The 24235-nt window shown below is 64.2% G+C and carries 23 protein-coding genes and 1 tRNA gene; 13 read left to right on the forward strand and 11 right to left on the reverse strand.

Translation table 11 applies throughout. The annotated features are described in order from the left end of the window. Positions 1–515: 515 nt before the first annotated feature. Both JL811_RS15685 and JL811_RS15690 read left to right on the forward strand, forming a co-directional pair. Positions 516–764, forward strand: coding sequence for a helix-turn-helix domain-containing protein (locus JL811_RS15685; protein ID WP_202689650.1), 249 nt, complete (start codon positions 516–518; stop codon positions 762–764). Position 765: 1 nt separating this feature from the next. Next, positions 766–2091 carry a type II toxin-antitoxin system HipA family toxin gene (locus tag JL811_RS15690; RefSeq protein WP_202689651.1) on the forward strand — a complete coding sequence of 442 codons (1326 nt, stop codon included), beginning with the start codon at positions 766–768 and terminating at the stop codon, positions 2089–2091. On the opposite strand, the gene JL811_RS15695 is transcribed toward JL811_RS15690, so the two are convergent. The 3 genes from JL811_RS15695 to JL811_RS15705 form a co-directional block, all read right to left on the reverse strand. After that, a complete protein-coding gene (locus JL811_RS15695; RefSeq protein WP_202689652.1) occupies positions 2088–2663 on the reverse strand; it encodes a helix-turn-helix domain-containing protein in 576 nt (191 codons plus the stop codon). The genes JL811_RS15690 and JL811_RS15695 overlap by 4 nt on opposite strands. Positions 2664–2952: 289 nt before the next feature. Then, positions 2953–3816 carry a hypothetical protein gene (locus JL811_RS15700; RefSeq protein ID WP_202689653.1) on the reverse strand — a complete coding sequence of 288 codons (864 nt, stop codon included), beginning with the start codon at positions 3814–3816 and terminating at the stop codon, positions 2953–2955. Positions 3817–3971: 155 nt separating this feature from the next. After that, positions 3972–4048 (reverse strand) — tRNA-Arg (locus tag JL811_RS15705). A gap of 294 nt (positions 4049–4342) precedes the next feature. On the opposite strand from JL811_RS15705, the gene JL811_RS15710 reads away from it, so the two are divergent. Continuing rightward, positions 4343–5404 (forward strand): LacI family DNA-binding transcriptional regulator, encoded by a 1062-nt coding sequence (locus tag JL811_RS15710; RefSeq protein WP_337924760.1) that lies wholly within the window; start codon positions 4343–4345, stop codon positions 5402–5404. A 123-nt stretch (positions 5405–5527) separates the two neighbouring features. On the opposite strand, the gene JL811_RS15715 is transcribed toward JL811_RS15710, so the two are convergent. Next, complete coding sequence (locus tag JL811_RS15715; protein WP_202689654.1) at positions 5528–6316, reverse strand: enoyl-ACP reductase FabI; 789 nt, start codon at positions 6314–6316, stop codon at positions 5528–5530. A 4-nt stretch (positions 6317–6320) separates the two neighbouring features. Then, positions 6321–7547, reverse strand: coding sequence for a beta-ketoacyl-ACP synthase I (fabB, locus tag JL811_RS15720; RefSeq protein WP_202689655.1), 1227 nt, complete (start codon positions 7545–7547; stop codon positions 6321–6323). Between the two features lie 254 nt (positions 7548–7801). Here fabB and JL811_RS15725 point away from each other — a divergent pair, with 254 nt between their 5' ends. Next, positions 7802–8326, forward strand: coding sequence for a hypothetical protein (locus JL811_RS15725; protein ID WP_202689656.1), 525 nt, complete (start codon positions 7802–7804; stop codon positions 8324–8326). An 83-nt stretch (positions 8327–8409) separates the two neighbouring features. Beyond that, positions 8410–8766, forward strand: a complete 357-nt coding sequence (locus tag JL811_RS15730; protein WP_202689657.1) for a hypothetical protein — start codon at positions 8410–8412, stop codon at positions 8764–8766. Positions 8767–8833: 67 nt separating this feature from the next. Here the strand turns inward: JL811_RS15730 and fabA are convergent, their stop codons facing one another. After that, positions 8834–9343: a bifunctional 3-hydroxydecanoyl-ACP dehydratase/trans-2-decenoyl-ACP isomerase gene (gene fabA / locus JL811_RS15735; RefSeq protein WP_202689658.1), complete on the reverse strand. Its 510-nt coding sequence runs from the start codon at positions 9341–9343 to the stop codon at positions 8834–8836. Positions 9344–9501: 158 nt separating this feature from the next. Here fabA and irr point away from each other — a divergent pair, with 158 nt between their 5' ends. Beyond that, complete coding sequence (gene irr, locus JL811_RS15740; protein ID WP_202689659.1) at positions 9502–9921, forward strand: Fur family transcriptional regulator Irr; 420 nt, start codon at positions 9502–9504, stop codon at positions 9919–9921. Positions 9922–9972: 51 nt separating this feature from the next. On the opposite strand, the gene JL811_RS15745 is transcribed toward irr, so the two are convergent. Both JL811_RS15745 and JL811_RS15750 read right to left on the reverse strand, forming a co-directional pair. Then, positions 9973–11298 carry a ribulose-bisphosphate carboxylase large subunit family protein gene (locus tag JL811_RS15745; RefSeq protein WP_202689660.1) on the reverse strand — a complete coding sequence of 442 codons (1326 nt, stop codon included), beginning with the start codon at positions 11296–11298 and terminating at the stop codon, positions 9973–9975. Next, positions 11295–12674, reverse strand: coding sequence for a four-carbon acid sugar kinase family protein (locus JL811_RS15750; RefSeq protein ID WP_202689661.1), 1380 nt, complete (start codon positions 12672–12674; stop codon positions 11295–11297). The genes JL811_RS15745 and JL811_RS15750 overlap by 4 nt, the downstream gene beginning before the upstream one ends. A 147-nt stretch (positions 12675–12821) precedes the next feature. Here JL811_RS15750 and JL811_RS15755 point away from each other — a divergent pair, with 147 nt between their 5' ends. The 5 genes from JL811_RS15755 to JL811_RS15775 all read left to right on the forward strand — a co-directional run bounded on the left by JL811_RS15755 (position 12822) and on the right by JL811_RS15775 (position 17581). Then, positions 12822–13652, forward strand: coding sequence for a phosphogluconate dehydrogenase C-terminal domain-containing protein (locus JL811_RS15755; RefSeq protein ID WP_202689662.1), 831 nt, complete (start codon positions 12822–12824; stop codon positions 13650–13652). A gap of 200 nt (positions 13653–13852) precedes the next feature. After that, a complete protein-coding gene (nanR, locus tag JL811_RS15760; RefSeq protein ID WP_202689663.1) occupies positions 13853–14671 on the forward strand; it encodes a transcriptional regulator NanR in 819 nt (272 codons plus the stop codon). 90 nt (positions 14672–14761) lie between these two features. Then, positions 14762–15730, forward strand: a complete 969-nt coding sequence (locus JL811_RS15765; RefSeq protein WP_202689664.1) for a TRAP transporter substrate-binding protein — start codon at positions 14762–14764, stop codon at positions 15728–15730. Positions 15731–15797: 67 nt separating this feature from the next. After that, positions 15798–16298 carry a TRAP transporter small permease gene (locus JL811_RS15770; protein WP_202689665.1) on the forward strand — a complete coding sequence of 167 codons (501 nt, stop codon included), beginning with the start codon at positions 15798–15800 and terminating at the stop codon, positions 16296–16298. Continuing rightward, the gene (locus JL811_RS15775; RefSeq protein ID WP_202689666.1) at positions 16295–17581 is read left to right on the forward strand and encodes a TRAP transporter large permease subunit; all 1287 of its coding nucleotides are present in this window, start codon (positions 16295–16297) and stop codon (positions 17579–17581) included. Before JL811_RS15770 ends, JL811_RS15775 begins: the two co-directional genes overlap by 4 nt. A 78-nt stretch (positions 17582–17659) precedes the next feature. Here the strand turns inward: JL811_RS15775 and JL811_RS15780 are convergent, their stop codons facing one another. After that, complete coding sequence (locus JL811_RS15780) at positions 17660–18550, reverse strand: NAD(P)-dependent oxidoreductase (protein ID WP_202689667.1); 891 nt, start codon at positions 18548–18550, stop codon at positions 17660–17662. Next, on the reverse strand, positions 18547–19650 hold the full coding sequence (locus JL811_RS15785; protein WP_202689668.1) for an isocitrate/isopropylmalate dehydrogenase family protein: 1104 nt from the start codon (positions 19648–19650) through the stop codon (positions 18547–18549). The genes JL811_RS15780 and JL811_RS15785 overlap by 4 nt, the downstream gene beginning before the upstream one ends. 114 nt (positions 19651–19764) lie before the next feature. Between JL811_RS15785 and JL811_RS15790 the strand changes: the two genes are divergently transcribed. Continuing rightward, complete coding sequence (locus JL811_RS15790) at positions 19765–20445, forward strand: GntR family transcriptional regulator (RefSeq protein WP_202689669.1); 681 nt, start codon at positions 19765–19767, stop codon at positions 20443–20445. Between the two features lie 81 nt (positions 20446–20526). Beyond that, complete coding sequence (locus JL811_RS15795; RefSeq protein WP_202689670.1) at positions 20527–21981, forward strand: aldehyde dehydrogenase family protein; 1455 nt, start codon at positions 20527–20529, stop codon at positions 21979–21981. Between the two features lie 177 nt (positions 21982–22158). On the opposite strand, the gene JL811_RS15800 is transcribed toward JL811_RS15795, so the two are convergent. Next, a complete protein-coding gene (locus JL811_RS15800; protein ID WP_202689671.1) occupies positions 22159–24234 on the reverse strand; it encodes a hypothetical protein in 2076 nt (691 codons plus the stop codon). Between the last annotated feature and the right edge of the window lies 1 nt (position 24235).

Genomic DNA, 24235 nt, shown 5'->3' on the forward strand with positions numbered 1-24235 from the left:
CCCACACACTGCCCATGGCGGACAGCCGCCCGCCGTGGTCTACTTCAATCACATTGAAACCGATCAGCAGGTGCAGGCAGTAGCTTAACTCAGCCGGGAATCTGTCCAAGGATCGGGGAGTAGCTCAATCCACAGGAGAAGCAGCGCTCGCGCCCACCTCGCCGCGTGCTGCTTGAGTGACTGCTTTTCGGTTTCGCTGGAGCTACCGTGCCTCGCTGCCGTCAGGCTTCTTCCCGCCCTTTATGAAGTCAATGTCTCAGTACCTCGGACTAGGATGGACAGGCTATGCCATCTTTATGCTAAGGCTTAGCACTTGTGCAGCGAGCTACGGGAAGCACCACTAAACGGGGATGCTTTGACAAGGTTGAAGCCCACCGGGTTCACCATGGATAATGCAGCAGATATGGTTGCGGCTTGCGCTTGCATAGCGCTGACAATAGCCCTTGAGCTATGATGGACGCTTATCGTCCACGGGCTATATTGACAAAATATCGCCGAAGGACTATTAGCGCCTCATGATAATCGCGCCTGCATATCCCATCAGAAGCCTTCGGCAAGCCGGGTCCGTCCTGCGCGCCAGGCGTGCTTCGCGCAGGATCAGCCAGAAGCAATTGGGGCAGATGACAGGAACGGCACAATCTACCATCTCGGACATCGAGAATGGCGTGGTGTCGGTCAGCCTCGATGTCTATCTGCGCCTCCTGGAAGCTTTGGATGCAGAGCTGTCAGCGACCGATCGACTGGTCGACCGGGACATGACCTGAGATGGCGCGTAGTGCCCGCGCTGCTCGCGGTACACGCCAGAACAAGACCGCAGTCTGGTACGAGAGATCCAGAGTAGGCACGCTGGCGCGTGCGACCGATGGAGCGATCAGCTTCACCTATGATCCTGCATGGCTCGTGTCCGAGACAGCCTTTCCTGTGGCCAGCGCCTTGCCGCTGTTGAAGGCCAGGTGGCAAGGCCATCCCGTGGTCGCGGCCTTCGACAACCTTCTGCCCGACGCGGAGGGTGAACTGCGCGAAAAGATCGCCGCGCGCGTTGGTGCGCAGGGCAAGGATGTATTCTCGCTTCTGTCGGTGTTGGGGCGCGATTGCGTCGGTGCGCTTCAATTTCTGCCGATGGATGAAGCCCCTGCCGAGCAGGACATGCAGTATCGGATCATCTCGGAAGAAGAGATGGTCGCCGATCTAAAAAATCTCGCGGCTGCCCCCCTCGCACAAAGTGACGATGAGGATTTCAGGATTTCCATCGCAGGCGCGCAGGAAAAGACTGCCTATCTGCATGTGAATGGTCAGTGGGCAAAGCCGCGCGGCATCACGCCCACCAGCCATATCTTTAAGACACCCATGGGCATCCTGCCCGGCCCGGACCAGATCGACTTAAGCGACAGTGTCGAAAACGAACTGTTCTGCATGACCCTTGCACGGGAAATCGGGTTGCCCGCCGCGCATGTCGAGAAGATCGTCCTTCCCGGGCAAGTAGTACTGTCAGTCGAACGGTTCGATCGGGTTTGGCAGGGTGAGACGCTAAAACGTTTGCCACAGGAGGATATTTGCCAGTCGTTGGGTTACCCCTCAGCTATGAAGTACCAAAAGGTGGGCGGCCCCGGCATCGCGCAGATCATGGAGCTTTTGCGGGAATCTGATACACCGATTGAGGATCGGGAGACCTTCTTCCAAGCGCAGATTTTCTACTTCCTGATCGGCGCGTCGGATGGCCACGCTAAGAATTTTAGTCTGCGTCTGGGACGGCAGGGCCGCTTCAGCCTGGCACCCCTGTATGACATCCTGAGCGTCGCTCCAGTCGTTCGCGCCGGGCGCTTGCAGCGCAAGCGTTACCGGCTCGCCATGTCGGTCGATGGCCATTACGGCGTCGACGAGATCGTGCCCCGTCACTTCGAGTCCGAAGGGCGCGCTGCAGGTCTTCCCAAAGGCCGCGCATTGGAGTTGCTGCAGGACATGACCGATCGGCTGGGTCCGGCGCTGGAGTGCGCGATGGTGGCAGTCGGCGCTCAGGTGCCCCAAAGCGTCAGTGACCCGATAGCAGATGACGCGATGCAGCGGGCGGCACAGGTCAAGGAACTGCTTTAGGGATCCGGCCCCTTGGTTGCCAAACCTGCTAGCGCCTTGTCGACCTCTCGCGTCATCGCAGCTTGTTTTGCCTCCCAGAGGGTGCGGAAGTCTTCGACGAAATCGACAAAGAACCCCGCGAAGGTGCGGATAGTGGTCATGTCTTCGACGGTGAAAGGGATGGGGCGGCCGCGCAGCTTGGCCTCGTTCAGTTTGCGGGCCACTTGGTTGATTGCGGTGCCGTGTGTCTTAATCTCTGCGCCCCAGTCTTGAATCTGGTCGATCACGCTCTGATCGGCCGGACGCAGCAGGACATCCGCAGCACCCATCAGACTACGCAGCGCGGCTGGGTAGTCCGTGATGCCCCGCTTCACCATCCCGTCCTTGAAGCCCGCCAGTTCGCGTCTACTGACGCGTAGGCTGATCGTTCGGGTGAGCGCCGGGTGCGCGCCTTGGGCCTTGTTCAACGTGTTGTAGACCGTCCGGCGCGAGACCCCGAATTGGCGGGCAAGTGCCTTGACGGACGTGCCTTCGGCGCGGGCTTCGATGATCTGGCGGCGTTCGTCGATGGTCAGTTTGCGATGTTGGCGCATGTGAAGTTTACGTTCCTATTTCTTGCCAACTTCATCCAAGCCTCCCGCCTCCCAGCGTCAGCGGAGGCGGATCAGAGGCTTGGATTCAATTTCAGTGATTTTGCGAGGTGAGGCGGGATGCAGCGGGCACTGCGCGGAAGACGCGATGCGCCAAGCGAAAAGCACTGAACGCGGCGCAAAGGACGCAATGCGGTGGGCGCGGTGCAGAAGACACGGGGCGCGATGCACGGTCCAGAAAGCGCAATGCACAGGACGCGGTGCGCGATGCGCCCTGCAAAGAACGCGCCTCTCATGCCGCCAGCCCCGCCGCGCGCAGCTGGCCATCGGTCACCAACCCCGCCGTCACCAGCGCCGTTACCTGCGGGGCGGTGATGTGTTTGCACATCGGGCTGCGGTCGCGGACCCAAGCGGCCAGCCGGACGTGGTGGTCGGCTGTGAGGGCGGTCTGCGCCTGCCGTTTCTCGGCCAACGCATCGAGGAAGCGCTGCCACCGCCGGTCGGCAAACCAGTTATCCGCGAAACAGACCTTCGACCTCGTGAAACCCTCGCTCTCGGTCGCATAGGCCTGCACAGCGCGCAGCAGGTCGTCGGGATCAACGCCCTCCTTCACGGCCTCCTCGATCCGGACCAGACACGCCGCCTTGCCGCGCTGGCGGTCCTTCGGGTAGGCGCCCAAGATCTTCTCGAACCTTTCATCCTCCACCGCCGCCGCCTCCGCGCGCTTGCGCGTAGGTGGTTTATGGATGGTTTCAGGGTGGTTTGGGGTCCACCCTGGACCCCGTACGCCGTCCACGGTGGCCCCCGTACCGGGTTCAGTCTGGACGGGGTCCACTGTGGACCCCGTCCCCTCATCGGGTTCGGTCATCGATTCCAGCGCCATCACGCGCGCCAGCACGATCCGGTAGATGACTGTGAAACCATTCTTGCAGGGGCGGCGCCCGGTCTCGATCAGGATACCCTCTTTCAGGAAATCGCTGATCGTCCGCTTGACTGTGCTTTCGCCCAGCTCGGTGTGGCGTTGGATCGTGCCCTTGGAGCACCAGATGCCCGAGCCGTCATCGCTCGCCTTGTCGGCGAGGAACATGATGATCTGTTTGCGCGCGGCACTGCCGAAGCGGCGTTCGGCGCATTCGTTCGCGACGCGCCAACTCATTGACGGGCCCCGCGAGGGCCTAAACCGGCCTCAACTTGTACAGGTTTTGTACAGAAATCCTGTCTGCCGCCCCAGATTTCCCCGGGAATCAACTGGGCGTTTCCGCAGCCGCTTTCACAAGCCCCTGACAAAACGCCATATTTTATTGGGTTTTCTGGTGACCCCGGCAGGATTTGAACCTGCAACCTGCCCCTTAGGAGGGGGCTGCTCTATCCAGTTGAGCCACGGGGCCATCCGCCTCTTTCATGCTGGCAAATCGGCGCTTGTGCAAGCCGGGTGCGCCCGCGATGGGCAAAAAAGCGAGAGGGGGGATGCGATTGGCCCACCATCCCCCCTTTTGCCGCGTCCTGATCCCGGACGCCGGGGCGTCCGTTGCCGGGATGCGATCCGCCTGATCACAGGGAATGATCCCTTTGAACCGGCCAGAATTTGTTAGCGGTAACATAGATGTGGAACGAGGCTTGGACAAGCCCGGCTTTTGGCGCTAACAGACAGAACGTCGTTCCAGTTCCGCGAGGCCCGCCCCGTGACCCGATCCCCTGATGCCCTGCGTGGTTCCGATCTGCGTCGTCCGCTGACGCTGCGCGATGTGTCCGAAGCATCAGGCGTCAGCGAAATGACGGTCAGCCGTGTGCTGCGCAACCGGGGCGATGTGTCCGAGGCGACGCGCGAAAAGGTGCTGAATGCCGCGCGAAACCTGGGCTATGTGCCCAACAAGATCGCGGGTGCCCTGGCCAGCCAGCGGGTCAATCTGGTCGCGGTCATCATCCCCTCGCTGTCGAACATGGTCTATCCCGAGGTGATGACCGGCATTTCGGCGATGCTGGAAGATACCGGCCTGCAACCCGTTGTCGGCGTCACCCATTACCAGCCCGACCGCGAAGAGGCGGTGCTGTATGAAATGCTGTCCTGGCGGCCCTCGGGCGTGATCCTTGCCGGGCTGGAACACAGCGATGCCGCGCGGGCCATGTTGTCCAATGCCGGGATCCCGATTGTCGAAATCATGGATGTGGACGGCCAGCCCGTGGATTCGGTCGTGGGCATTTCGCATCGTCGCGCGGGTCTGAAAATGGCCGAGGCGATCCTTGCGGCGGGCTATCGGCGCATCGGGTTTCTGGGCACGATGATGCCCTATGACCACCGCGCCCGCAAACGGATGGAGGGGCTGCAAGAGGGCCTTGCCAGGGCCGGAATTGTGCTGGCCGATCAGGAATTCTATTCCGGCGGCTCGGCCCTGCTGAAAGGCCGCGAGATGACGGAAACCATTCTGGCGCGCTCACCTGATCTGGATTTTCTGTATTATTCCAATGATATGATCGGGGCTGGCGGTCTGCTTTACTGTCTCGACAAGGGCATTGACGTGCCCGGGCAACTGGGGCTTGCCGGGTTCAACGGTGTGGAACTGCTGGACGGGCTGCCCCGGCAACTGGCAACCATGGATGCCTGCCGGGCCGAAATCGGTCGCATCGCGGCCGAGATCATTGCGGGCAAGCGTCCCGGAATGGCAGGGGGCCGCGTCATCGGGGGTGAACAGGTGGAACTGACGCCCAAGCTGCAGCCGGGCGATACAATCCGCCGGGCGGGCTGAGCGGTCCGCAGCGCCGCTCCATCCGGTCGGCCCCGCGACACCTCGATTTTCCGGCAAGATTGATTTTCCGGCAAGATTGATTTTCCGGCAAGAGCGGCGCAGCGAAGGCTCCGCCCTTCCCGATCAGATATTCTCGGCCTTCGGCATGCCCAGAACATGGAAACCGCCATCGACGCGAAGCACTTCGCCGGTCGTGTGCATCCCGTAATCGGAACACAGGAAAACCGCAGCCCCCCCCACCGATTCCAGCGTGGCATTGCTGCCAAGCGGCGCATTCGCCTCGGTATGGCGATAGGTCGCCCGCGCCCCCCCGATGGCAGCCCCCGCCAGCGTCTTCATCGGACCGGGCGAGATGGCGTTGACGCGGATCGCCTGCTGGCCCAGATCGGCGGCCAGATAGCGCGTCGCACTTTCCAGCGCGGCCTTGGCCACCCCCATCACATTGTAATTCGGCGTCACGCGGTTCGACCCCTGAAAGGTCAGCGTCACAAGGCTGCCGCCTGCAGGCATCAGCTCTGACGCGCGGCGGCTGACATCAATGAAGGAAAAGCAGGAAATATCCAGCGAATTGGCGAAATTCCGGCGGCTCGTGTTGCTGAACCGCCCCGTGAGTTCGGCCTTGTCGGAAAAGGCGATGGCATGGATCAGAAAATCCATCCGGCCCCAGCGATCCTTCAGCGACGCGAAACAGGCATCAAGGCTGGCATCGTCCGACACGTCCACATCGACCAGAAAATCCGACCCGACCGAGGCCGCCAGCGGTTCCACCCGTTTGCCGAACGCCTCACCCTGATAGGAAAAGGCAAGCTCTGCCCCCTCCTGCGCCAGGGCCTTGGCAATGCCCCAGGCAATCGAGCGTTCATTCGCGACGCCCATGACAAGCCCGCGTTTGCCCTTCATCAGATCGGCCATCGTCTTACCCCTTAAAGGTGCTCATCACGAGCGTGGCATTGGTGCCGCCAAAGCCGAAACTGTTGGACAGGATGCTGTCATGCTCCACCTCGCGATAGTCTGTCGCGATCTCATGGGGCCGCAATTCGGGGTCCAGTTCGGTCACATTGGCCGAGGCCGCGATGAAGCCGCCCTGCATCATCAGCAGGCTGTAAATCGCCTCATGAACCCCGGTCGCGCCAAGGCTGTGCCCGGTCAGCGATTTGGTCGAGGAAATCGGCGGCACGGCATCCTCACCGAACACCCGACGCACGGCCTTCACTTCGGTCACGTCACCGGCAGGCGTCGAGGTGCCATGCGCGTTGATATAGGTGATCTTGCGCCCTTCCGGCAGGGTGCCAAGCGCCAGCCGCATCGACCGCTCACCGCCCTCACCCGACGGGGCCACCATGTCATGCCCGTCGGATGTGGCACCATAGCCCGTCACCTCGGCATAGATCTTCGCGCCGCGCGCAAGCGCGTGTTCCAGTTCTTCCAGCACGACGACCCCGCCACCGCCGCCGATCACGAAACCGTCGCGCGTGGCGTCGAAGGCGCGGGAGGCGGTTTCCGGTGCGTCATTGTATTTCGACGACATCGCCCCCATCGCATCGAACAGACAGGACAGCGTCCAGTCCAGTTCCTCGCCGCCGCCGGCGAAGACGATATCCTGCTTGCCCATCTGGATCAGTTCGGTGCCATTGCCGATGCAATGCGCCGAGGTCGAACAGGCCGAGGTGATGGAATAGTTCACGCCCTTGATCTTGAAGGGCGTCGCCAGACAGGCCGAATTGGTCGAGGACATGCAGCGCGTCACCATGAAGGGGCCCATGCGCTTGGGCGCGCCCTTTTCGATCACGATGTTATGCGCCTGAAAGAAGTTCGAGGTCGAGGGCCCGCCCGATCCGACGATGATGCCCGTGCGTTCATTCGACACATCACCCGGTTCCAGTCCGCTATCGGCAATCGCCTGTTGCATGGACAGGAAGTTATAGGCCGCCCCCGGCCCCATGAAGCGCAGGTCGCGCTTGTCGATATGATCCTCCAGCACGATCTGCGGCATGCCGTGGATCTGGCTGCGGAACCCGTGTTCGGCATATTCGGGCGCAAAGACGATGCCCGATTTGCCCTGACGCAGCGAGGCCTCGACCTCGGCGGCGGAATTGCCGATGGGGGAGATGACCCCGATCCCGGTGATGACGACGCGGCGCATGGTGCCTCCATTGGTCTTGGCTTACCGCCTGTTTAGGCCAGCGGGGGGGAAGGGGCAAGCGGCTGGCTGCGCGCGCCCTTTGCCGCCTTTTTCACCGCCACGCAGAACCGCGGGCCGGTGCATCCCGGCAACGGCCCGCACGGCACAGGGTAAAATCTGCTTGATCACCACCCGGCTTCGGGCTTTGTCTGTCCTTGGGGGCGGGGCGTGCCCTGATCCATTTGATCGGCTCAATTGGTGTAAAGGGTTATTGAATGCATATCATCGGTCTGGTTCTGACAGTTCTCGGCGGTATCGCCTTCTGGTATTACCGGATGCAGGCCGCGCGCGAGGCCTCGGAAACCCTTGTCGATGCGGCCAATGACGTGCGGCTGGCGGCGAAACGCTTTGCCTATCGCCGCCGCGTCAAGACCCATCCGCTGGACTGTGTCGAGGATGCCCGTGTCGCGGCCCTGGGCATTGCAGCCTCGATCGTGCAGATCGAACGGGGCTGGGACAAGGACATCTCGGATACGATGATCCGTCAGGCGCAAAGCCTGTTCGATATCGACGTGAAAGAGGCGGCCGAAATGGTGGTGCTGGCCAAATGGCTGTCGGACCAAGCGACGATGCGCGCCGATGCCGCGCGGCGCCTGACACGCCGCGTCAGGGCGCTGGTCGGCCCGGCGGCCCTGCCCGATCTGCAACGTCTGCTGACAATCCTGATCGGGCCCGAAGGCAGCGCCAGCGAGAATGTCGAAGAAGCCCGCGCCGCCATGATCCGCGATCTTCAGGCCTGAGGGCCGGAGGCGCGGTAAACCGCCGAACGGGCCGGACGCGGATTGCAAGGGAACTGCAGGAACCATTGCCACCGGAGGTGAGAATGACCGAAATCAACCTGGGCCAGGATTGCGGAAACTCACCGAAAAACCGCTTTGTCCAGACCCTCGCCATTGCAATGGAAACCGGGCAGATGACGCCCGATGACCTGCGCGACGATGTGACCTGGCACCGGCCCTCGGCGCAACCGGTCAGCGGACGAGATGAAGTTCTTGAAGAACTCTCAAGGCGTGATGCGCCCGCATCCCTATGCGTCGAACACGCAATTTCCCATGGCAGGACCGGGGCGGCTTGTGGCGTAACGGTTCTGAAGAACGGCGACAGGCGCCATTTCAGCCATTTTTTTGAATTCACCAATACCAAGGCCAGCCGCGTCGCCGCCATCAAAAGCTATGGCTGACCCTTGACCCCCGTCCGGTGCAAGGGTGGGGGCCTGCCTTGCGATGGACAGCCCCCTGTCCGCGCCCTTATGCCTCGCTCAGCGCGACCTTCATGTCCTTGACCTGATAGATCACCTCGCCATCGGCCTCGACGATGCCATCGGCAACCCCCATGGTCAGACGGCGGGTTTGCAGGGCCTTGGTGAAATCCACCTTGTAGGTCAGCATCTTGCGGTCGGGGCGCACCATGCCCGTCAGCTTCACCTCGCCCACGCCCAGCGCATAGCCGCGCCCCTGCCAGCCGCGCCAGCCAAGGTTGAATCCGGTCAGTTGCCACAGGCCGTCAAGGCCCAGACAGCCGGGCATGATCGGGTTGCCGGGGAAATGGCAGGCGAAGAACCACAGGTCGGGATGGATGTCGAATTCCGCCACCACATGCCCCTTGCCATGCAAGCCCCCATCACCGGAAATCTCGGTGATGCGATCCATCATCAGCATGGGCGGTTCGGGAAGCTGGGCATTGCCGGGTCCGAACAACTCCCCCCGCGCGCATTTCAAAAGGCCCTCGCGGTCGAAGCTTGTCGGATATGCCGCCATTCCAGTCTGTCCCTTCCGGTCTGAATTTCCTTTTCCATAGCACCGGGTCTTTGTGACTGGCAAGGGCGACCCCGCCGCCTGCCCCCGGCAGGAACCGGCAATCGGGTTGAAAAGAACGGCCGGAAGGCCTTATATGGAACATGACGAAAGGGGATCGGATGTCGGGATCGGCTATTACTCGCGGCACGGAATGGCTGTCCAAGGGCGGGCTGCGCCCGACGCGTCAGCGCCTTGCGCTGGCTGGCCTTCTGGTGGGCGACGGCCAGAACCGCCATGTCACCGCCGAAAGCCTGCATGCCGCCTCGACCCGTTCGGGCGAAGGGGTCAGCCTTGCGACCGTCTACAACACGCTGCGCGCCTTTTGCGAGGCGGGGCTGATGCAGGAAGTCGTGGTCGATGGCTCCAAGAGCTATTTCGACACGCGCATGGATGACCATCCGCATTTCTACTGGGAAGACAGCGCCGAACTGACCGACGCCCCGGCGGATCAACTGGAAATCAGCCGTCTGCCGGAACTGCCCCAAGGCACTGAACTGGCCCGCGTCGATGTGGTGATCCGCCTGCGCCGCACAGTCTGATCCGGGACCAGACCCGACCAGCCGCCGCCCCCCTGCTCACGGGCGCACCCGTCAGCCTGCGAACACCCGCGCATCAATCTCCGGTTTCGGAAAATGCGCCATGGCGCGGGCCAGTTCGGGCGCCGTCTTCGCCTTCTCCTCCAGCGTGATGCCGTCCCGCGCGGCCTCAGCCGCCTGCCGCATCGCGGTCACGCCCGCCCCCGCCCTGTCTGGATGGCCGATCAGCCCGCCCCCGGCACAGAAGATGAAATCGTCATTGCCCAGCACCTGCCGCGACGGACCCAGTTGCCAGACCGTCTGCCCCGAGGAAAAGACCGGCATCGCCGTCATCGCAGGGGCCTCGCCGTCACAGGCCGGGGCCTGCACCGCGCGGGCCGACCGGGCGACCGACAGATCGGCCTCGGTGAACTTGCTGGCCAGCCCGTTGACATGCAGATGATCCGCCCCGGCCAGCCGCCACAGCTTCTGCATCACCGGAAAGTCGATGCCGACCTGGGGGGAGCGCGAAAACAGCCCCCAGCCCGCGCGATGGCCATGGATCGGCATCGCGGTATGGTCGCGCACAACCCGCAGCCCCGGCAGGCCCACGGCATTGAGACAGACCATCGCGCAAGCGGCGCCATGCCGCTCCAGCAGGTCCAGATTGCGGCGCATCTCGTCAATCTCACCCGAGATGTTGAAGGCGTAAAGGACGCGCTTGCCGCTGCGCTCGGCATGATCGTTCAGCACCGCCATGACCTGCGCCACCCGGTCGGCCAGCGGGCAATCGGGGCCATCGGCCTGCAATTCGTCATCCTTGATGAAGTCGATCCCCGCCGCCGCCATGCTGCGCACCAGTTCAGCGGTCTCGGCCGGGGACAGGCCGACGCTGGGTTTGATGATCGTGCCGATCAGCGGGCCGTTATGCCCCCCCATCGCCGCCCGCGTTCCCGCCGCACCGAATTTGGGGCCGGGATGGGCGCGGGCGAAATCGGCGGGCAGCGTCAGATCGACCAGCCGCGCCGCCGAAAGCTCGGCCAGTTCGAACAGGTTTCCGGCAATCGTCGCCATCAGCACCGGCAGTGAAGTGCCGAAGGTGCCCAGCGGCCAACTGATCGTGACGCGGCCGCGTTCATAGCTGGCACCGGCTTCACGGACGGGCAATGCAGGATGGTCGGAACGGCCCGTCACCTCCACCGCCTCGATCCGCGCGGCAGAGCGGTCGCGCAGCGCATCCGTCTCACCCGCCAGCCGCAGGAAAGTGCCGGTCGACTGTTCCCCAGCCAGAACGGCGGCGGCATGGGTGACGCCCTTTGCCGATTCGATATCATAGGTTGCGGTGACGCGGGCCTGTGATGCCCCAGTCTTCGCTGTGGCACCGGTATTGCGGTCGTTCATCGGCTGCCTCCTCCGTCGCGTACCCATCCGAAATAATCGCGGCTGCCCATCTGGCCGCCCTTCAGCGCCAGTTCCAGCCCATCGGCAGGCCCTGTGCCATGCGCACGGAAAATTGCCGCACCCGGGATTGTGGGGGCAAGGGCGGACAGCGCAAAGATGCCCAACTGCCGCACCGCATGACCGGAAGTATCCCCGCCCGAAACCACGGCCCGTGCCGGCGGACCGGACCGCGCCAGCAACCGGGCCAGCAGGCGGCCAAGAGTTTCACCAATCCGCTGATTGGCGGCCTGTGGATCGGTGCCCGTGGCCGCGCAGGCACGGCGGAACCGTGCCACCGCCGGATCGTCCGGCCCGGCGGCGGTATGGATCAGCGGATCACGCCCCGCCGCAAGGGCCAGCCGCGCCAGCGCCTCCAGCCGCGCAGCCTCGGCCTCCAATGCGGCCTCACCGCGACAGGCCGTGCTGGCGTCGAATTCCAGTGCTGCAAAGCCGTTCTCGGCCGCCCAGCGGATCTGTGCCGCCGTCACCGGCGAGACCGAACCCGAGACCACAATCGTTGCCTTTGCGCGGCCGATGCCGGGGGCGGATTGCTGCGGGGCGATCAGGCCCTCATCCTGCCAATGGCGGATCAGGGCATATTCGACGCCCTGTGATCCGGCGACAAAGGGGCAATCCCCGCGCGCCTGCCAGATCAACCGCCCGGCCTGTGCCTCGCTGACCGCATCCACCGCATCCAGCGTCACGATGCCAATCCGGCCCGGCACCGCGGCAGGGCTGCGCAGATCGGCGCTGGCAAGGTCCTCCAAACTGATGCAGCCGGCGTCGATCCGGTCCGATTGCAGCGCGATATGCCGGGCGACGTCTGATTCGGTCATCGGCGTCACCGGATGGCGCGCCATGACCGGATGCCGGTCCAGCCGGAACACGCCACCCTCCATCCCCGCGAAAAGATGACCAAAGCATTGATAGCGCCGCATCTGCGGGGCGGCGACCAGCACCGGCACGCGGAATGCAGCGCACAGATCCGCACCGATCTCGATGGCGCAGCCAATGGACCCGGTTTCAGGCGCGGAATCCAAGGTTGAACAGGTTTTGTAATGCAGGATCTGCGGATCAAGGCCGCGAAGCGCCGCAAAGGCACCGGGCAGTTCGTCCCGCATCCAGCCCGGTCCCTGCGATCGAGCGGTTGAGGCAATGCCCACCCCGCGCAGGCCCGGAAAACGGGCCAGTTGTTCCGCCGAAGGCGGGGCAAGGAACAGGACAGAGGGCAGCCCGGCAAAGGTCAGCACCTCCATCACCGCCGCAGCGCCGGTGAAATCATCGCCATACCAGCCGATCAGCAGACCCTCGGGCAGCCGCGCCTCGGTCTCCGACATCCGTCCCCCCATTCGCCCGCCCCCCCCCCTTCCGCGCTTCGATAATCCCGCCGGGAAGCCTCTTGACAGACAGGTGCAATTATTACCTCATCATACCAGTTGTCAAACCCGGCGATCGCAAGCATCGCCGGAAGGGAGGAGAACCGGATGATCAAGCTCGCCCTCTTCGGGGCCGGGGGCAAGATGGGTATGCGCCTTGGCGCCAATCTTGCCAAATCGGACGAATTCGAAACGCTGCGCGTGGAAATCTCAGCCGAGGGGCAAGCCCGGGTGAAAGCCGCCTTCGGCACGGAATGTGTCACGGCCGATGCGGCGCTGGCCGAGGCGCAGGTCGTCGTTCTGGCCGTACCCGATACCCATATCGGCAAGGTCGCGACCGCGATCATCGACAAGCTGCGCCCCGGCACGATGCTGGTCTGTCTGGATGCAGCCGCCCCCTATGCGGGCCATCTGCCTGAACGCGCAGACATCACCTATTTCGTGACCCATCCCTGCCATCCGCCGATCTTCAATGATGAAACGGACATGGCGGCGAAGCGCGACCATTTTGGCGGCATTGCCGCGAAACAGGGTGTTGTGAACGCGCTCATGCAGGGACCCGAAACGGATTACGCGCTTGGTGAAAAGGTCGCCAAGGCGATCTATGCGCCGGTCGCAAGATCCCACCGCGTGACGCTGGAAGGCATGGCGCTGCTGGAGCCGGGCCTGTCGGAAACCGTGGTCGCCTCGCTTCTGGTGGTGATGCGCGAGGCGATGGATGAGGTCGTCGCCCGTGGCGTGCCGGAGGAGGCCGCGCGGGATTTCCTGCTGGGCCATATGAACATCCTTGCCGCCGTGATCTTCAAGGAGGTGGACGGGGTGTTTTCGGATGCCGCGAACAAGGCCATCGAATTCGGCAAGCCGGTCCTGATGCGCGACGACTGGAAACGGGTGTTTGAACCTGCCGAGATTCGCGCCAGCATCGAGCGCATCACCTGATGCAGGCAGCCGGGCCGCTGCCCCCCGGGACCGTGCCGGAACCTGTTCCGGGGCTTTCTTCGGGGTCTGTACCGCGACCGGGTCACCTAGTCGCTTTCCCCTCCCACCATGCCGCAGCGCGGCGGGGAAGGGGAATTGACGGCGCGGGGCGGCGGGTGGTTATCTCGTCATTCCAGTTAGCCATTTCAGGATTACAAGTCATGCAACACAACAGCGGCGCAGGCCATTCCCGCATCGACCCGCCCCCCCGCGACGGGGCGGCGGAGCAGGGCGTGGACCGGGCTGCTGATCGCGCTGCAGACCGGGGGCATGACGACATCATTGTGCGGCAGAAACTGTCGGATCAGGTCTTTGAACGGCTCTGGCAGATGATCGAGACCGGAGAACTGTTGCCCGGCGATGCCCTGCCGTCGGAACGCGCGCTGATGGACCGGTTCCGCGTCGGCCGCCCCGCCGTGCGCGAGGCGCTGCAGACCATGGCGAACAAGGGGCTGATTTCGATTTCCCATGGCGAACGCAGCCGGGTGAACCATCTGACCGCCGATATGGCCTTTGGCCAGATCGAGGATATCGCGAACCTTCTGGTCCGCCGCGCCCCCTCGACGTTGGACAACCTGAAACAGCTGCGCAAATTGCTGGAGGCGGGAACGATCCGGCTGGCCGCCGAGCGTTGCACAGCCGCCGATGCGGCGGCGCTGCGGATGATTTCCGCCGAACAGCGCCGCAAGATCGCCGATGAACGCGCCTTCATCGAGACCGATATCGATTTCCATGTCCGCATCGCCGCGATCTCGGGCAATCCTCTCATCGAACAGGTGACGCGCTCGATGCTGACCTGGCTGTTCGGCTATTACAAACCCATGCTGCACTGGTCCGGTCGGGAACAGACCACGATGCGCGAACATGACCATATGGTGGATCTCTTGGAAAAGCGGGATGCCGAAGGGGCCGTGGCGATGATGCAGGCCCATCTCAACCGCTCGGATCCGCTTTACGATGCGACGCAGGAAAGGGGCTGACAGCCACGCCGAACCTGCGCGTCAGGGCGGTCGCCGAAGGCGCCACCCGACACCAACCCCAGAACGACCAACAAAAACGGAGGAGACCTGATGAAACATTATATCCTTGGCACCGTCGCGGCCCTGGCCCTGGCCGGAGCCGCCGAGGCGCAGCAGCGCATCGTGATCGGCACCACCACCTCGGCCACATCGCATTACGGTGTCGGCGCCGAAGCCTTCATCGCCAAGCTGGCCGAACTTTCGGACGGCGCTTTTGTGGGCGAACAGGCCCCCGCCGGCCAGCTGGGCGGTGAGCGCGACCTGATTGAGGGGCTTCAGATCGGCTCGGTCGATATGGCGATCTCGTCCAGCGGCCCGCTGGGCAACTTCGTGCCCGAAGTCTTCGCGCTGGACCTGCCTTTCCTGTTCCGCGACTATGACCATGCCCGCAAGGTGCTGGATGGCGAGATCGGGCAGGAACTGCTGGCAAAGGTGGATGAGAACAACCTTGTCGGGCTGGCCTGGGCCGAAAACGGTTTCCGCCATGTTACCAATTCGCAGCGCCCGATCCTGACCCCCGAAGATCTGGGCGGCATCAAGCTGCGCACGATGGAAAACCGCGTGCATATGGCCGCCTTCACCGGCATGGGCGCCTCGCCGACGCCGATGGCTTTCCCTGAACTGTTCGGCGCGCTGCAACAGGGCGTGGTGGACGGACAGGAAAACCCGATCACGGTCATCACGGCCTCTAAATTCTGGGAAGTCCAGAAATATGTCTCGCTGACGGGCCATGTCTATTCGCCCGCCATCATCCTTGCCTCGCCCGCACTGATCGACGGGCTGACCGAGGAACAGAAGGGCTGGTTCTACGAGGCCGCGAAGGTCGGCGTCGAGGCCAACCGGGCCGAGGTGAACCGGTTGGAGGCCGAGGGCGTGGCGCTGTTGCGCGAGAACGGGATGGAGGTCATCACCGATATCGACAAGGCGCCCTTTGCCGCCCTGGCAGAGGAATCCGCCTATGCGGTCTATACGGATGAGTATGGCACCGAGATGATCGACCGGATCAAGGCCGTCGAGTGATTTCCTGACGATCCGTCGGGCCGGCGCAGGATTGCGCCGGCCCTTTCCATCTGAAAGGAGCAGTCGGATGACCCTCTTCCTGCGTTTCGAGCGGCTGACCACGGGCCTTGCAACAATTCTGTCGATCACCTTCCTGCTGATCGCCGCAGCCCTTGCGATCTATCAGGTTTCGGCCCGTTTCATCTTTGGCAACCCCTCGACATGGTCCGAGGTCATTTCCCGCTCTGCCATGATCTGGGCGGTCTTTCTAGGCGTGGCCCCTGCGGTGCGTGAGGGCGCGATGATCGTGGTCGAGATCGTGCAGCGATCCCTGCCCGCGCGGCTGGGGATGGCTCTGCATCTTTTCGCCTCGTTCCTCAGCTTCGTCTTCTTTGCAATCCTGTTCTGGCAGGGCTGGGCGATGACCGAACGGGTCGCACGGCAGAAACTGGCCGCGCTGGATGTGTCCATCGGCTGGGCCTACGCGGCACTGCCTGTAGGATCGGCCTTCATCCTGATCGCCGTGGTGGCAAGCGCGATCCGCGCGACGCAAGGCGAATGGGCCGAACGGGCGGAGGTGGTCCAGTGAACACCGCCCTTGCGCTTTCGCTTCTGATCTTCTTCATCATCGGCGTGCCGATTGCCGTGGCCATTGGCCTTGCCTCGATCATCGGGATCGAGGTTCAGGGCCGCCTGCCCATGCTGATTGTCGCGCAACGCATGTTCACGGGTCTGGACAGCTATCCGCTGATGGCGATTCCGCTGTTCATCCTTGCGGGCAACCTGATGTCGGCGGGGGGAATTTCCCACCGGCTGGTCGAGCTTGCCAAATCCATCGTCGGTGGCATTCAGGGCGGGCTTGCGGCCTCCTGCGTGCTGACCTGCATGCTCTTCGCCTCGGTCTCGGGGTCATCAGTTGCCACAACCTTTGCCATCGGGGCAATCCTGATCCCCGCCATGGTGCGGCAGGGCTATCCGGCGCCGCTTGCCGCCTCGGTGCAGGCCAGTTCGGCCGAGCTTGGCGTGCTGATCCCGCCTTCAATCCCGCTGATCCTGTATGGCGTCTCGACCGAAACCTCGATCGGGCAACTGTTCCTTGCCGGTATCGGGCCGGGCTTTCTGGTCGCCGGCGCGCTGATGGCGCTGGTGCTCATCCTTTGCCGTATCAAGGGTATCGGCAAGATGGACGGAATCGACCGGCCGCGCCTTTTGCCCTCATTCATCGCGGCACTGCCTGCGATGCTGGTGCCGGTCGTCATTCTGGGCGGCATCTATTCGGGCATTTTCACCCCGACCGAGGCGAGCGCGATGGCAGTGGTCTGCGCGGTGGTGGTGGGGATGCTGTTCTACAAGGAACTGAAGTTCCGCGACCTGCCGGGCATCCTGAAACAGACAATGCTGGCAACCTCGGCAATAATGCTGATCATCTCGGCAGCGGCCCTGTTTTCCTTCCTGATCGCACGGTCTGGTCTGCCGAATGAAGTGGCAGCATGGTTCAAGGACATGTTCGAATCCCGCATCGCCTTTCTGCTGGCGGTGAATATCCTGCTGCTGATGGTGGGCATGTTCATCGAGACATCGGCGGCAATTCTGGTGCTGGCGCCGATCCTGACGCCGATTGCCATCGCTTACGGTGTCGATCCGGTGCATTTCGGCCTGATCATCGTGGTCAATCTTGCGCTTGGCATGATTACCCCGCCCCTCGGCGTGAACCTTTTCGCCGCCTGCACCGTGGCCCGCCTGCCGGTGGAGCGGATCATCCCGCAACTCTTGTGGTTCGTGCTGACGGTCTTTGCCGCGCTGATGGTCGTGACCTATGTTCCGGCAATCTCGCTCTGGCCGATGCAGATGATCATGGGGATCGGGCCGTAACCGGTCATGGGATAGTTCGAAAATGTCAAAAGGGGCGGGAAAAACCCGCCCCTTTTTCTTGTCCTCACCGGTTCGTGGTCAGGATTTCGATGGTTTGCCACCCAGAAGGGATGAGGTTTCCGACAGGAACCGCGCCGAATGGCCCGCCTCCATAAGCCCCGCCAGTGTTGTCAGAACCCCCGTTGCAACCCCGGCCGAAGCACCCTGATCCGCAGCAAGCTGCCCGTAATAGGACAGATCCTTATGCGCATTCGCGACCGAGAAGCGCAGCCGCGACGTGTCGCCTTCCAGCAGATAGGGCGACACCCGGTCCAGTCCCGCGCCATAGCCGCCGCCCTTTTTCAGCACATCGACCAGAACCTCGGGCGCAATCCCGCTGGCGCTGGCACAGGCCGCCGCCTCGGAAATCAGCAGGACCGAGCCCAGCGACACAAAGTTGTGCAGCAGTTTCAGCGTATGGCCCGCCCCGACGCCGCCCGCGTGAAAACGGTTCTCGGAAAAGGTTTCCAGCAGCGGTTCCATCTCGGCATACAGCGCGGGATCGGCCCCGATCAGCAGGTTCAGACGCCCCTCGGCCGCCTCAAGCGGGGTGCGCGTCATCGCGGCATCCATGAAGCGGCTGCCTGCGGCGGCAACCTTCGCGCCGATCGCCTCGGTCGAGGCGGGAATGGCGGTGGAACAGTCGATCACGACCGACCCGGGGCGCAGCGCCTCCAGCACGCCGCCTGCCCCCAGCATCACCGCCTCGACCTGAGGCGAGCCGTTGAGACAGAGGATCATCACATCCGAGGCGCGTGCCAGTTCCGCCCGGTCATCAAAGCGCCGCGCTCCCATCGCCTCAAGATCCGCGACGGGCTGATTGCCCTCATGATGCAGGAAATTCACCTGCCAGCCCTTGCGGGCGATATTGCTGGCGATGCCATGCCCCATCAGGCCGACGCCGATGATCCCGATTGTCTTATCCGTCATTTTGTCTTGTCCTCCTCCGACAGGGCCCGGCAGATCGCCTCGGCCATCGCATTGCATCCCGTCTGCCCGCCCAGATCGCGCGGCACATGATCCCCTTTGGCCAGCACCCGGCCCACGGCGGCCTCAACCCGGTCGCCCGCCTGCCGCAGATCCGCGTCCTCATGCCGGTCGGCCAGCCAGTGCAGCATCATTGCGCCCGACAGGATCGTGGCCAGCGGGCTGGCGGCATCCTGCCCGGCAATATCGGGCGCCGATCCATGCGCGCCCTGAAACAGGGCATGGCTGTCCCCGATCTCGGCCGAGGGGGAAATGCCCATCCCGCCGACCGTGGCCGCGCCCAGATCGGAAATGATATCGCCGAACATGTTTTCGGCTACGATCACGTCATAGAAATCCGGCCGTTTCACCATATGAACGGTGATCGCATCAGCATAGGCATAGTCGATCTCGACCCCCGGATAATCGCCATGCACCTCATCGCAGACGGCGCGGAAAAACGCATAGCTGCGCAGGATGTTGGCCTTGTCACAGACCGTCACCCGGGCGCGGCCATCGCGGGGTGCGCCCTTGCGCCGCTGCGCCAGATCAAAGGCAAAGCGCGCCACGCGCTCGGTGCCCTTGCGCGTCACGACCAGCGTATCGGTCGCCATCTCACCGCGCAGCAGCACACCCGCCCCCCGGCTGGCATAAAGCCCTTCGGTGTTTTCCCGCACCACGACATAGTCGATCCCGCCGCCGTCAAAATCGCGCAAGGGCGAGCGCACCCCGGGCCAAAGCCGGATCGGGCGCATATTGGCGTAAAGGTCCAGCCGGAACCGCAGGCGCAGATGCAGGTCATTGCCGACCTCGGTGCCGTCGGGATAATTGACCCCGGGCAGTCCCGCCGCACCATGCAGGATCGCATCCATGTCGCGGCAGGCGGCGAAGGTGTCATCGGGCAGCACCTCACCCGTGCGGCTGTAATGGCCAGCGCCGCCCGGCATGTCCTCAAATGTGATGCGGGACGCCCCCAGCGCCTCGGTCAGCACTTTCAGCGTTGCGGCGGTCACTTCCGGCCCGATGCCATCGCCTGCGATGGTGGCCACACGGTAAGATTTCATTCCGCCTCCCCTGCCGGGGCATGGGCCGCCGGTTTTTGCTTCCTATTTCGGATACGATACGATATCCGGCGTAGTGAGCCAACCCATCCGCGTCAAGCGGCAATCGAGCCAGTCATGTCAGATACCCCCGTTCTTCAGCCCCTTGCCCCCCGCCATTCGCTGGGCGAGGAGGTACATGGCCTGTTGCTGGCGCGGCTCATGTCCTCAGTCATTCCGCCGGGTGAACGCATCGCCATCGACACGCTGGCCCGCGATCTGGGGGTTTCACAGACCCCGATCCGCGCGGCCCTGACCCGGCTTGAGGCCGAAGGTCTGGTCTTGCGGCGGCATAATGCGGGTTTCAGCGCAGCCCCCCTGCCCTCGGCCGAACGGACGCGGCAGCTTTATGAATTCCGCCTTCTGCTGGAACCCGAGGCCGCCGCCATGGCCACCCGCACCCGCCAGCCCGGACTGCTGGAGGATCTGCGCGCCACCCTGACCGAGATGGAGGCGTCGCTGTCCGACATTGCCGCCGGTCAGGGCCGGTTCGCCCTTGCCGATCTGCGATTCCATGACCGCGTGGCCAGCGGTTCGGGCAATGAGGTGATTGCCGAGGCGCTTGGCCGGTTGCGCCAGCCGATGCAGATGTTCCGACTGCGCTTTGCCCCCGATGTGCAGGACCGCGCGATCCGCGAACACGGGCTGATCGTTGACCGGATGGCGGCGGGCGATGACCGGGGCGCCGCCGAGGCGATGCGCGCCCATATCGCCGAAGGCCAGCGCCGTTTCGAACCGTTCTACCGCGAATTGCGCTGACTTCTGCATCCCCGCGTTTCCCCTTCACGGCGCGCTTTGGCCCTGCCCGCGGCGCCCGACAGTCCCCGAAAGGATTTCACGATGACCGACCCGCAACTCTGGTTTGATCCCACGCAGATCTTTATCGGCGGCGCATGGCGTCCCGTCACCGGCGGCGGGCGGATCGCGGTGATCGACCCCTCGACCGGCGCGCAGATTGCTGAAATCGGGCGGGGCACGACCGCTGATATAGACGCGGCGGTGGCTGCGGCCGAAACGGCACGGGCCGGGGACTGGGGCCGCATGACAGCGCTGGATCGCGGGCGGCTGCTGATGCGGTTGCGCGAACTTGTGCTGGACCGTGCCGAGGATCTGGCACGACTGGAATGTCTGGACGTGGGCAAGCCCATCGGTCAGGCCCGCAATGATGTCACAGCACTGGCCCGCTATCTGGAATTCTATGCCGGGGCGGCGGACAAGCTGCATGGCGAAACCCTGCCCTATCAGGCGGGCCATACCGTGCTGACCCTGCGCGAACCCCATGGCGTGACCGGCCATATCGTGCCCTGGAACTATCCGATGCAGATTGTCGGGCGGTCGGTCGGCGCGGCGCTGGCCACCGGCAATGCCTGCGTGCTGAAACCGGCCGAGGATGCGTCCCTGACCGCGCTGGCGCTGGCCGATCTGGCATCACAGGCGGGGTTCCCTGCCGGGGGTTTCAATGTCGTCACCGGCTATGGCGCCGAGGTGGGGGCGGCGCTGGCCGGTCATCCGGGCGTGCATCATGTGTCCTTTACCGGATCGGTCGGCGTCGGGCAGGCGATTCAGGTCGCCGCCGCGCGCCATGTCGTGCCGGTCACGCTGGAACTGGGCGGCAAGTCGCCGCATATCGTCTTTGACGACGTGGATCTTGAGGCCGCTTTGCCCACGCTGGTCGGGGCCTGCATGCAGGCGGCGGGGCAGACCTGTTCGGCAGCATCACGCGTGCTGATCCAGCGCAGCATCTATGACCGGGTGATCGAGGCCATGGCCCGTGTCTATCGCGACCTGCGCGTCGGCCCGGCCATGACCGATCCGCAGGTCGGCCCACTGGTCTCGGCCCGGCAGAAGGCCGGGGTGGAACGCTTCCTTGCCATGGGCTCCGATCTGACCATCGCGGCGCAGGGCAGCCTTGCCGAGGACGCCCCTGCATCGGGCAATTATGTCCTGCCGACCCTGTTCCGCGATGTGCCCCCCGATCACCCGCTGGCACAGCAGGAGATTTTCGGACCCGTTCAGGTCGCCATTCCCTTTGAGGATGAGGCCGAGGCCATCGCAATTGCCAATGGCACCGAATACGGGTTGGTCGCCGGGGTCTGGACCCGCGATGGCGCAAGGCAGTTCCGCATGGCCCATGCGCTGAATGCCGGGCAGGTCTTCATCAACAATTACGGCGCGGGCGGCGGGATCGAACTGCCCTTTGGCGGCACCGGAAAATCGGGCCATGGCCGCGAAAAGGGGTTTGAGGCGCTATACGGCTTCACCCGGCTGAAAACCATCACACTGAAACACGGCTAAGGCGCCGGAAACCCCTCCGCGACAAACAACGCGGGAATCAGCCGCGCTGCGTTTTTCTGTTCGGAAATATCCTCGGGAGGGGTCCGGGGAGGGCAGACAGCCCTCCCCGGCGCGGTCAACCCAGCCGCACGGCCTGTTGTGGTCGCGCGCTTTCGGAACTCGCAACGGGGCGGGCGTTCAGCCCGCCGCCTTCGCGCCCCCGCGACGCCCCTCGATCAGCCATGCGCCGATGGCAAGGCTTGCGGCCATCAGCAGCCAGAGCCATGCGGGCAGTAACGCACCCACGCGGATATCCTGCGTGACATAGGCCCCGCGCGGGGTGATCCCGATCCAGCCCCGGCCTGATGCAACCCGCCCTTCGGCAACACGCCGGATATCGGGTGCCCCGTCCTCGATCCGCAGGATGCCGCCACGCGTTTCCGCGACCGTCTCGGCCAGTTTGTCGCCCGAGGCGATGGTTTCTTCAAATTCCCGGGGGGCTGAGGGGCCAAGCGCGATGACACGTGTCAGATCGCCCTGTTCCAGCCGGTAAAGCCCCATTTCCGGCGCGTCCCATTGCGCGCTGTAGCGCCCGGGGGACGCCTCGGGCAGGTCCAGCACGGTTTCGGTCCCGTCCGGATGGGTGATCGTCACCGGGCCGGGATCCTCGCCGATGGTGCGGCGCGTCACGGTCATGCGCTGGCCCGAGGCGCTGGCCGACAGGGCCTCTTCCTCAAGCTCGGGTTCCTTCATCATCCAATGGGCCAGACGGCGCAGCAGTTCCAGTTGCGGCCCGCCCCCCTCATAGCCCCGGCCCCAAAGCCACATATGGTCCGAGGCCATGACGGCCACGCGCCCCTCTCCCACCCGGTCCAGCACCAGCAGCGGCTGACCATCGACGCCCGACATCACCGCCTGCCCGCCGGTCTGGCGGATGCCGATATGGCGGAACCAGCGGCCCCAGCCCTCGGCCGGGGCCAGATCCTCCAGCCCCTCGGTCACCGGATGGCGTTGGCCCAGTTCGGTCAGTTCCGGGCGGAAGCCCTGTTCATAGACGCGGCTGGTCGCATCGACCGGCATGATATCGCCAAGGGCCGAGCGCCACAGACTGTCGGCCCCGCCAAACTCCGGCCCGGCTGCGACCAGAACCGTGCCCCCCCGGCGCACGTAATCGCTGACATTGTGCAGATAACTTTGCGGCAGGATGCCGCGCAGCCGGTAGCGGTCAAAGACGATCAGATCGAATTCCTCGATCTTCTCGACGAACAGTTCGCGCGTCGGAAAGGCGATCAGCGACAGTTCCGAAACCGGGATGCCGTCCTGTTTTTCCGGCGGGCGCAGAATGGTGAAATGCACCAGATCCACCGAAGGATCGGATTTCAGAAGGTTCCGCCAGACCCGTTCACCGGCATGGGGTTCGCCCGAGACCAGCAGCACCCGCAGCCGGTCACGCACGCCGTTGATCTGCACCACGGCGGCATTGTTGCGGTCGGTCAGTTCGCCCTCCCCCACCGCGACCTGAAACTGCAGCACATTGATGCCACCATGCGGCAGGGTCACGGGCAGTTCCAGATCCTCTCCCACCGGCACGGTAAAGACCTGCGGATCCTCCCCGTCGATGGCAATGGACAACTGCGCCGATCCGGCCAGCCCTTCGGGCACGCGGCCCTGATCATCAACGCGCAGGCGCAGGGTGACGGGTTCGCCTAGAATGGCAAAGGCGGGCGCATTGGTGACGACAAGGCGTCGGTCCCAGTCGGCGGCGCGTCCGGTCAGCAGCACATGCAGGGGGGCGGGCATGTCGGGGGCAAGCCCCATGTCATGCGCCTGCCCGTCGGTGATCAGGATCGCCCCGGCCACCCGCGCGCGGGGTTCCTCGGCCAGCGCCTCGGCCAGCGCGGTCATCAGTTGCGTGCCCAGATCACCCTCCCCGTCGCCCAGCCGGACGATGCGCAGTTCGGTATCGGGCAGCGCCGCCACCTCGGCCCGCACCCGCGCCAGCGCGGCCTCGCTTTGCGCGGGACGGTCGCTGATGCGCTGGCTGGCGCTGTCATCGACCACGGCAATCACGATATCGGAGAGCGGATCGCGGTCCTCGCGCTGCAGGGACGGATTGGCCAGCGCCACCAGCAGCACCGCCAGCGCCGCGCCGCGCAGCCACCAGCCCGACAGGCCCCGCCACAGCGCCAGCACGGCCGCCATCAGCGCGACGCCCGCCAGTGCATAAAGCACGGCCAGCGGGATCAGGGGATCAAGGATCAGCGTTCCGGTCATC

The organism is Szabonella alba (assembly GCF_016765775.1).
Classification (GTDB): domain Bacteria; phylum Pseudomonadota; class Alphaproteobacteria; order Rhodobacterales; family Rhodobacteraceae; genus Szabonella; species Szabonella alba.

Coding starts and splice junctions, on each gene's coding strand:
- JL811_RS15785 (WP_202689668.1), bottom strand. CDS start 19,650: ATGAAATCTTACCGTGTGGCCACCATCGCAGGCGATGGCATCGGGCCG.
- irr (WP_202689659.1), top strand. CDS start 9,502: ATGTCGGGATCGGCTATTACTCGCGGCACGGAATGGCTGTCCAAGGGC.
- fabA (WP_202689658.1), bottom strand. CDS start 9,343: ATGGCGGCATATCCGACAAGCTTCGACCGCGAGGGCCTTTTGAAATGC.
- JL811_RS15730 (WP_202689657.1), top strand. CDS start 8,410: ATGACCGAAATCAACCTGGGCCAGGATTGCGGAAACTCACCGAAAAAC.
- JL811_RS15790 (WP_202689669.1), top strand. CDS start 19,765: ATGTCAGATACCCCCGTTCTTCAGCCCCTTGCCCCCCGCCATTCGCTG.
- JL811_RS15745 (WP_202689660.1), bottom strand. CDS start 11,298: ATGAACGACCGCAATACCGGTGCCACAGCGAAGACTGGGGCATCACAG.
- JL811_RS15695 (WP_202689652.1), bottom strand. CDS start 2,663: ATGCGCCAACATCGCAAACTGACCATCGACGAACGCCGCCAGATCATC.
- JL811_RS15715 (WP_202689654.1), bottom strand. CDS start 6,316: ATGGCCGATCTGATGAAGGGCAAACGCGGGCTTGTCATGGGCGTCGCG.
- JL811_RS15770 (WP_202689665.1), top strand. CDS start 15,798: ATGACCCTCTTCCTGCGTTTCGAGCGGCTGACCACGGGCCTTGCAACA.
- JL811_RS15780 (WP_202689667.1), bottom strand. CDS start 18,550: ATGACGGATAAGACAATCGGGATCATCGGCGTCGGCCTGATGGGGCAT.
- JL811_RS15750 (WP_202689661.1), bottom strand. CDS start 12,674: ATGTCGGAGACCGAGGCGCGGCTGCCCGAGGGTCTGCTGATCGGCTGG.
- JL811_RS15725 (WP_202689656.1), top strand. CDS start 7,802: ATGCATATCATCGGTCTGGTTCTGACAGTTCTCGGCGGTATCGCCTTC.
- JL811_RS15755 (WP_202689662.1), top strand. CDS start 12,822: ATGATCAAGCTCGCCCTCTTCGGGGCCGGGGGCAAGATGGGTATGCGC.
- nanR (WP_202689663.1), top strand. CDS start 13,853: ATGCAACACAACAGCGGCGCAGGCCATTCCCGCATCGACCCGCCCCCC.
- JL811_RS15690 (WP_202689651.1), top strand. CDS start 766: ATGGCGCGTAGTGCCCGCGCTGCTCGCGGTACACGCCAGAACAAGACC.
- JL811_RS15765 (WP_202689664.1), top strand. CDS start 14,762: ATGAAACATTATATCCTTGGCACCGTCGCGGCCCTGGCCCTGGCCGGA.
- JL811_RS15795 (WP_202689670.1), top strand. CDS start 20,527: ATGACCGACCCGCAACTCTGGTTTGATCCCACGCAGATCTTTATCGGC.
- JL811_RS15800 (WP_202689671.1), bottom strand. CDS start 24,234: ATGACCGGAACGCTGATCCTTGATCCCCTGATCCCGCTGGCCGTGCTT.
- fabB (WP_202689655.1), bottom strand. CDS start 7,547: ATGCGCCGCGTCGTCATCACCGGGATCGGGGTCATCTCCCCCATCGGC.
- JL811_RS15700 (WP_202689653.1), bottom strand. CDS start 3,816: ATGAGTTGGCGCGTCGCGAACGAATGCGCCGAACGCCGCTTCGGCAGT.
- JL811_RS15685 (WP_202689650.1), top strand. CDS start 516: ATGATAATCGCGCCTGCATATCCCATCAGAAGCCTTCGGCAAGCCGGG.